This is a genomic window from Mycobacterium colombiense (assembly GCF_001953985.1).
Lineage (GTDB): Bacteria > Actinomycetota > Actinomycetes > Mycobacteriales > Mycobacteriaceae > Mycobacterium > Mycobacterium colombiense_B.
Map to the genome: position 1 here is coordinate 1 of NZ_MBEI01000007.1, position 8,294 is coordinate 8,294.

The window sequence follows — 8,294 nt, forward strand, 5'->3', positions numbered from 1 at the left end:
ATCGCAACACCTTTGGGCACCCCGGTAGTGCCCGAGGTGTAAATCAGGTAAGCGACATCGTCGGGATCCGGCCCCGGTAGTGCGGTGTTGGGCTGGACGTCAACAGCGGGATCGTTGATATCGATGACCGCCACGCCATGCCCGTCGAGCCGCTCGGCCAGCCCCATGGTGGTGATCACGGCGATCGGCGCGGCATCGGCAAGCACGAACCCGATCCGCTCCGCCGGAAGCCCCGGGTCGATCGGCAGATACGCCGCCCCCGTCTTGAGCACCGCCATGATCGCCGCGACCGCCTCGGCCGACCGCGAAAACAGCAGCGCCACAGTCTGTCCCGGACCCGCGCCCTGTGCGGCCAGCAGGTGTGCCAGCCGGTTAGCGGCCTGCTCGACCTCGCGGTAACTCATTGAACGGGCCTCGCAGGTCACCGCCACGGCATCCGGTGTCCGGGCCACCCACTGAGCGAACAGCGCCGGAATCGACACCGGCGTGGTCACCGACTCGGTCAACGCAGCCCGGTTACCGAGCTCATCCAACCGGGCATGTTCACCCTCGCCGAGCAGATCCACCGACGAGAGCCGCCGGGTCGGCTCGGCGGTCATCGCCATCAACACCCGCTGCAACCGCGCGATCAACGCCCGGATGGTGTCCGCGTCGAACACGTCGGTGCGAAATTCCACGTGCCCGGAAATCCCGGCGGCCGCACCGGCCTCCGTCCAGCATTCTTTCAAGAAGAAGACCAAATCCATTTTCGCGGTCTGGGTATCCCCGAGCAGCGGAGTCACCTGAAGATCACCCAAAGTCAGCCCCGTCGCGGGGACGTTGACCTGGCCGGGGAAGTTGTTCCAGCCCAACATGACCTGCACCAGCGGGTGATGCGCCAACGACCGGGTCGGGTTGACCCGCTCCACGAGCACCTCGAACGGCACATCCTGGTGCTCATAGGCGGCCAGGCCCCGTGCCCGCACCTGGGCCAGCAACTCGGCCACAGTCGGATCGCCGGCCAGATCGACGCGCAACACCAAGGTGTTGACGAAGAACCCCACCAGTTCATCGAGTGCGGGATCGCGCCGCCCGGCGATCGCGAACCCCACCGCCACATCGCTGCTCGCACTGAGCTTCGACAGCATCACCGCCAGGGCGGCCTGCATCACCATGAAACCGGTCGCGTTGTGCTCGCGGCCCACGCGAGCAATTCGCTGCTGCAAGAGGGCTGGCCACTCCACCGCCACCCTGGCGCCGCGCTGATCGGCCACCGGCGGGTAGGGCCGATCCGCGGGCAACGCCAGCCGCTCGGGCATCCCGGCCAGCGCCTGCTCCCAGTAGGCCAGCTGCCCGGCGATGCGGCTCTGACTGTCGTCGAGATCGCCGAACTGCGCGCGCTGCCACAGGGTGTAGTCGACATACTGCACCGGCAATGGCGCCCAGTCGGGGGCGCGCCCCGCAGACCGGCTTGCATAGGCCACACTCATGTCACGCACCAGCCGGGTCGTCGACCACCCGTCGGCGGCGATTTCGTGTACGGCGGCCACCATCACGTGTTCGTCGTCGGCGACGCGGAAAAGCAGTGCCCGCAAAGGGATTTCGGCGGCCAGGTCAAACCGGTAGCCCACCACGGCGCCGACGGCTTCATTCAGCCGGTCCGCGGGCCAGCCGGTGGCATCAATGACATCCCAGCCGAAGTCGGCCTGTTCGGCGGGCACCACCACCTGCCGCGGTATCCCATCGACCGCCTGGAATAGGGTACGCAGGCTCTCGTGGCGGCCCACCACATCGACCAGCGCCGCAAACAGCGCGTCCGCATCCAGGTGGCCACTCAGCCGCAACGGCACCACCACGTTGTAAAGCGGTGACGGCCCCTGCAACTGGTCGATGAACCACAACCGGCTCTGGGCAAACGACAACGGCACCACCGCCGGCCGCTCGACCGGCTTCAACGGCTCCAGGCCCCCGCCCTTACCGATTCGCGGTGCCAACTGCGCAACCGTGGGCGCCTCGAACACCGCACGCACCGAAAGATCGGCGTCCAGACCGGCATTGACCGCCGCGATCAGACGCATCGCCGACAGCGAATCCCCACCCAGATCGAAGAACGAATCGTCGACACCGACCCGGTCCAGCCCCAGCACCTCGGCGAACACGCCGGCGACGATTTTTTCGGTCTCGGTCGAAGGCGCCCGGAAGGCGGTGGCGGCAAACACCGGTGCCGGCAAGGCTTTACGGTCAAGCTTGCCCGAGGACGTCATCGGGAACTCGTCGAGCGCCACGATGTGCGTCGGCACCATGTATTCGGGCAACCACGCACTCAACTGCTGACGCACCGCGGCGATCTTGGTGTTGGTCTGCGGGTCATTGGCGTGGGCGCCGCGTAGGTGAGCCCCATCGGACGGCAGATACAGATCGGTCAGCGGCGGGGTGGGGCGCTGGGAGTCGACGGGGGCGATGAAGACGGCATCCAGTGTGCCGGGTTGAGAGCCCCAGGTGACCGCGACGCGATATCCGGCGGTCTCACCAAGGCGGTGCAGTTGTTCGGGGACAACGGCATTGGTGTCGTCGGCCTGGGCCAAGGCGTCGGCTAAGGGTAGCCCGGCGGCCAGGCCGCGTTCGATGTCGACGTCGCTGATCAGTCCGGCGCGCGGGATCTCGGTGACGCGGACAGTGTTGGGACGTTGGGATATCAACCGGTCGCGCAGCCCGCCCAGGCCCGCGCACTGTGCCCACGCCCAGCTGTCCGCCGTGGCCAGTGAGCGAACCGGTGCGGGGGTTTTGTGGATGGTGACGTCGTAGCGGTACCGGTTGAGTTCGTTGTCGCCCACCCCGCGTTTCACTTCGATGTCGTGTCCGGCCACCGACGGCTGGTCGGCGGCCCAGGTGGTGAAAAACTCTGGGGCCAGCAGCAGTTCGGCTTCGCCGAGCATGGCGTGCTGAACTCGTTGACGAATCTCGGCGGCATCGGTGGCGGCGGTGCGGGCGAGCGCGACGCAGGTCTGAAACGCGCCCTGCAGACTGTGGTTACGCACGTCGCCGATGAACAATGCCCCGGCCGGTGCCAGCAATCGCATCGCCACGGACATCACGTCGCGCAGATACCCCGCACTCGGGAAGTACTGAACCACCGAGTTGAGCACCACCACATCGAAATGGCCCTCCGGCAACCCCTCGGCCACATCGGCCGGCTGCACCCGCAGCTGCACCCGATCCCCCCACGGCTGCGCGGCAACCGCCGCCTGCAGATTGCGGATCGTCGGGGCCGAAAAGTCCGTCGCCCAATACTCAGCGCAGACCGGCGCGATCTGGGACAACACCAGGCCCGAACCCACGCCGAGCTCCAACACCCGCTGCGGCTGCAATGCCAGGATCCGATTCACCGTGGCCGAACGCCACTCTTCCATCTCCTCAAGCGGAATCGGCTCACCGGTCAGGCTGCTGTTCCAGCCCCGGAAATCGCTGCCGAACTCCGGCGCATCGATTTCAGCGTCGTAGAGCTCGTCGTAGATCTGTTGCCACTGGTCGACGATTTCGGCATCGTCATCCACCGCGGCGGCGGCGGTGTGCTCGAGGGTCACATACGCGACGAGATGAGAGGCAGTGTCGCCGTGGTGGATAACGGCCGCGGCCTCGGTGACCTGCGGGCAGGCCAGCAGGGTGTTTTCGATCTCACCCAGCTCGATGCGCTGCCCGCGCAGTTTGATCTGGGTGTCGGCGCGGCCGAGATAGTCCAGCGTGCCCGCCGCGGTCCAGCGCACCAGATCCCCGGTGCGATACATACGGGTTCCCGGAACGCCGTGCGGGCCGCCAAAAGGATTGGCCACGAACCGTTCCGCGGTCAATCCGGCACGGCCCACATAGCCGTGCGCCACCGCGGGCCCGCTCAGATACAACTCGCCCACCACCCCGGGCGGGGCCGGGTTCAGCCGCGCATCCAGCACCAGCGCACACACCCCCGGGATCGGGACGCCGATGTGCACCGGCTGCCCCGCAACCAGCGGCGCAAGGGTGACCCAGATGGTGGCCTCGCTGGGCCCATAGGCGTTGAACATCGTCCGACCCGGTGCCCAGGCGGCAACCACCTCCCCCGGGCAGGCCTCCCCGGCGGTGATCAGCGTGCGAAGTTCGCCGAGCCGGGCCCGATCCAGCGACGACAACACCGTCGGGGTCAGAACCGCCACGTTGACCCGCTGGTCGTGCATCAACGCGGTCAACGCCTCCCCGGCATAGGCGTCCGGCGGCGCCACGACCAACGCCGCCCCCGGCGCCACCGCCAACAACCATTCGAAGGGCGACGCATCAAAGGTCGGCGCGGCCACCATCAACACCCGCGCATCCGCGCCCAACCCGAACATCGCGCGTTGCGCGGCGGCCACCCCTAGCAAACCGGCGTGGCTGACCGCCACCCCCTTGGGCACACCGGTGGACCCCGACGTGAAGATCACATACGCGGTGTTATCCACTCCCAGTGGAGCCAGCCGGTCGGCGTCGGTGACCGGATCCGCGCAGCGCCCGGACACATCCAGCTCATCGACGCGCAGCACCGGGCGCGCCCCGGCCATTGTGTCGGCGGTGCAGGTCAATACACACACGGCGTCCACCGCGTCGAGTACCGCCGCGATGCGCTCCACCGGGTGGGTCGGATCCACCGGCACATACGCTCCACCGGCCTTGAGCACCGCCCACCAGGCCACCACCAACTCAACACTGCGACCCATCGCCACGCCCACCGCGCGCTCCGGGCCCACTCCCGCCTCGATCAACACGCGCGCCAACCGCGTCGACCATTGATCAAGCTCGCCATACGAGACCGCCCGGCCACCGTCGATGACGGCCAGCGCGTCCGGGTCGGCGGCCACCGCCGCCGCCAACAATTGCGGCGCCAGCCCCACCGGCGCGGTCACTCCAGCACCCGACCAGCCCGACAGCACCAGATCACGCTCGCCGCGATCCAGCAGCGACACCTCGCCCACGATCACCGAGGCGTCGGCCACGACCGCCTCGATCACTCGGCCAAACCAGCCGACCAGCCGCTCGATGCTGGACCGGTCATACAGATCCGTGGCGTACGTCAACACGCCGGCGGCCATCGGGGCACCCGCATCCTCGCCGGGCACCTCGCTGAGCTGGATATCGATGTCGAATTTGGCGGTGCGGGTGCCCACCATCAGCGGCTCGACGCTGACCCCGTCCAGCGCGATCTCGGGCCGCGCATTGTTCTGAAGGACGGTGGCCACCTGAAACAGCGGATGATGCGACGCCGAGCGCACCGGGTTGAGCTGCTCGACCAGCAGCTCGAACGGCACATCCTGGTTGCTGTAGGCATCCAGCGCCTGCTGGCGCACCTGCTCGAGCACCTCGCTGAACCGCTGTGCAGAGTTGATACGCACCCGCAACACCCAGGTGTTGACGAAAAACCCGACCAGCTCATCGAGCGCCGCATCCATCCGCCCGGCGATCGCGGTGCCCATCGTGACGTCCTCGCCGGCCCCGGCCCGGTGCAACACCACCACCATGGCCGCCTGCAACACCATCGAGGCGGTCGCGTTATGGGCCGCCGCCAACGCCTTGATCCCTGCCCACAGCCGGGGGTCGAGGTGCACGCCCACCTCATCACCGCGGTAACTGGGTACCGGCGGGCGCGCCCGATCCGCCGGCAGCGACACCACCTCGGGCAGATCGGCCAGCTCCTGCCGCCAGTAGGCCAGCTGCCCGGCGATCACACTGTCGGGGTCAGACTCGGCCCCCAACCAATCCCGTTGCCACAGCGTGTAATCGGCATACTGCACCGGCAACGGCTCCCACTGCGGGGCCCGGCCCTGCCGCCGCGCGCGATACGCCTCGCCGATATCCCTGGCCATTGGAGCGAGCGACCAGCCATCAAAGGCGATGTGGTGCACCACAATTCCCACCACATGCTGCTCGGGGCCCACCGCATAGATCTGCGCCCGAATGGGGATCTCGGCCGACAAATCAAACCGGTACCCCGCCAACGCCGCCAACTCGCCGACCACATCCTGCTCGGCCAACGACACCACCGCGTCCCCGCGCCGCCACATCCCCGCCGCGGCCGGCAACACCTGCTGCAACGGCACACCGTCGACGTCGGGAAATATGGTGCGCAGCGACTCGTGACGGGCGATCACATCATCGATAGCCGCGCCCAACGCCTCGATATCGAGCGCTCCGTTGATCCGAAACGCGGTCGGCATGTTGTAGGTCGCCACCCCGCCCTCGAACCGGTCGAGGAACCACAACCGCTGCTGGGCAAACGACAACGGCACCGCGGCCGGTCGTGGGCCGGCCACCAACGGCTTACGCCCGGCCCCATCGCCGCCGATACGGGGCGCCAACTGGGCAACCGTGGGCGCCTCGAACACCGTACGCACCGCAAGGTGAGCATCCAGGGCGCTGTTGACCGCGGCGATCACCCGCATCGCCGACAGGGAATCCCCGCCCAGGTCAAAGAAGGAGTCGTCGACACCGACCCGCTCGAGCCCGAGGACCTGCGCATAAATGCCGGCCAGGGTCTCTTCGGTGGGGGTACTCGGGGCACGATAGGCATCGCCCGAGGTGTATTCGGGCGCCGGCAGGGCCCGGGTGTCCAGTTTTCCGTTGACCGTCAACGGCAGCGCGGCGATCACCACCACCGCGGCCGGGACCATGTAGGCCGGTAGCCGTTCGGCAAGCGCACTACGCAGTTCGGCCGGATCGGCGGTCCCGATGACATAGCCCACCAGCCGTTTGTCCCCGGGGCGGTCCTCGCGGGCGATCACCACCGCCTGCTCCACCCCGGCCAACCCGGCCAGTGCGGCCTGGATTTCGCCGAGTTCGATGCGATAGCCGCGGATCTTCACCTGCTCATCGGCGCGACCCAGATAATCCAGCTGCCCGTCGGTCCCCCAATACACCAGATCTCCGGTGCGATACATCCGTTGCCCCGGCGCTCCCGTGTCGGCGAACGGGCACGCCACAAACCGAGACGCCGTCAAAGCAGCCCGGCCCACGTAGCCGTAGGCCAGCCCGCCGCCGGCCACATACAACTCCCCGACCACCCCGGGCGGCACCGGACGCAACGACGCGTCCAGCACAAAAAAGCCAAGATGCGCCAACGGCACCCCGATGGGACTGACAGTGCGGTCGACATCGCCGGCGACGATCTCGCGGAACGAGGCATGCACCGTCGTCTCGGTGATCCCATACATGTTGATCAGCCGCGGTAGTCCGGGGTGCCTGCGCAGCCAGGTCCCAAGACGCTGGGGTTCTAGCGCCTCGCCGCCGAACACGACCGTCTGCAGCTTGAGCCGATCCTCGGACTCCGGTGCCCGCGCATCGACCGATTGCAGCGCATAAAACGCCGAGGGGGTCTGGCTCAATAACGCGACCTGTTCGGCAATCAGCAACGCGCGCAGGTCTTCCGGCGAGCGGACGACCTCGTCGGCCGCCACCACCAGGCGCCCGCCGTGCAGCAGCGCACCGAAGATCTCCCACACCGAAAAGTCAAAGGCCAACGAATGACACTGCGACCACGCCCCCGCGTCCCGCAGCTCTTGGTCGGCGTTCAAGGTTTCCAGCAGCCGGAGCACGTTCTGGTGCGCGACGGCCACGCCCTTGGGAACCCCGGTCGTGCCCGAGGTGTAAATCAGGTAGGCGATATTGTCCGGATCCGGTGCCGGTAGACCCGTGTCCGGACAGCCGGAGATGCGAGGGTCGTCGACATCAATGACCGGCAATTGGTGAGCGTCCAGGCGACCGGCCAACCCGGCAGTGGTGATGGCGGCGATCGGTGCGGCATCGGCGACCATGAACTCCATTCGCGCCGCGGGGTGCGCGGGATCGATCGCCAGATACGCCGCCCCCGTCTTGAGCACCGCCATTACCGCCACGACCGCCTTGGCCGACCGTGGCAACAGCAGCGCCACACACTCTCCCGGGCCGGCGCCCAGGGCGGCCAGCAGATGCGCCAACCGGTTCGACGCCTCATCAAGCTCCCGGTAGGTCATCGAGTGGCCGTCGAAGGTCACCGCCAGCGCTTCTGGCGCGCGCGTGACTTCGGCGGCGAACACAGCCGGAATCGACGCCGCGGTTGACACCGTTCGGGCCAACACAGCCCGGTTACCGATCTTGTTCAGGTGGGCGTGCTCATCGGCATCGAGCACATCCACCGACGACAACCGCTGGCTGGGGTCGGCGGTCATCGCCGCCAGCACCCGCCGGAAACGCTCGATCAGCGTTTCGATGCTTTGGCTGTCGAACACGTCGGTGCGGAACTCCACCGTCCCGCCGATCCCGGCGAGCTCACCGGCCTC

The 8,294-nt window shown here is 67.8% G+C and carries 1 protein-coding gene; it reads right to left on the reverse strand.

Annotated elements, in window-relative coordinates:
- On the reverse strand, window positions 1-8,294 hold an 8,294-nt coding region (locus A5732_RS01645; protein ID WP_142256529.1), incomplete at both ends, for a non-ribosomal peptide synthetase.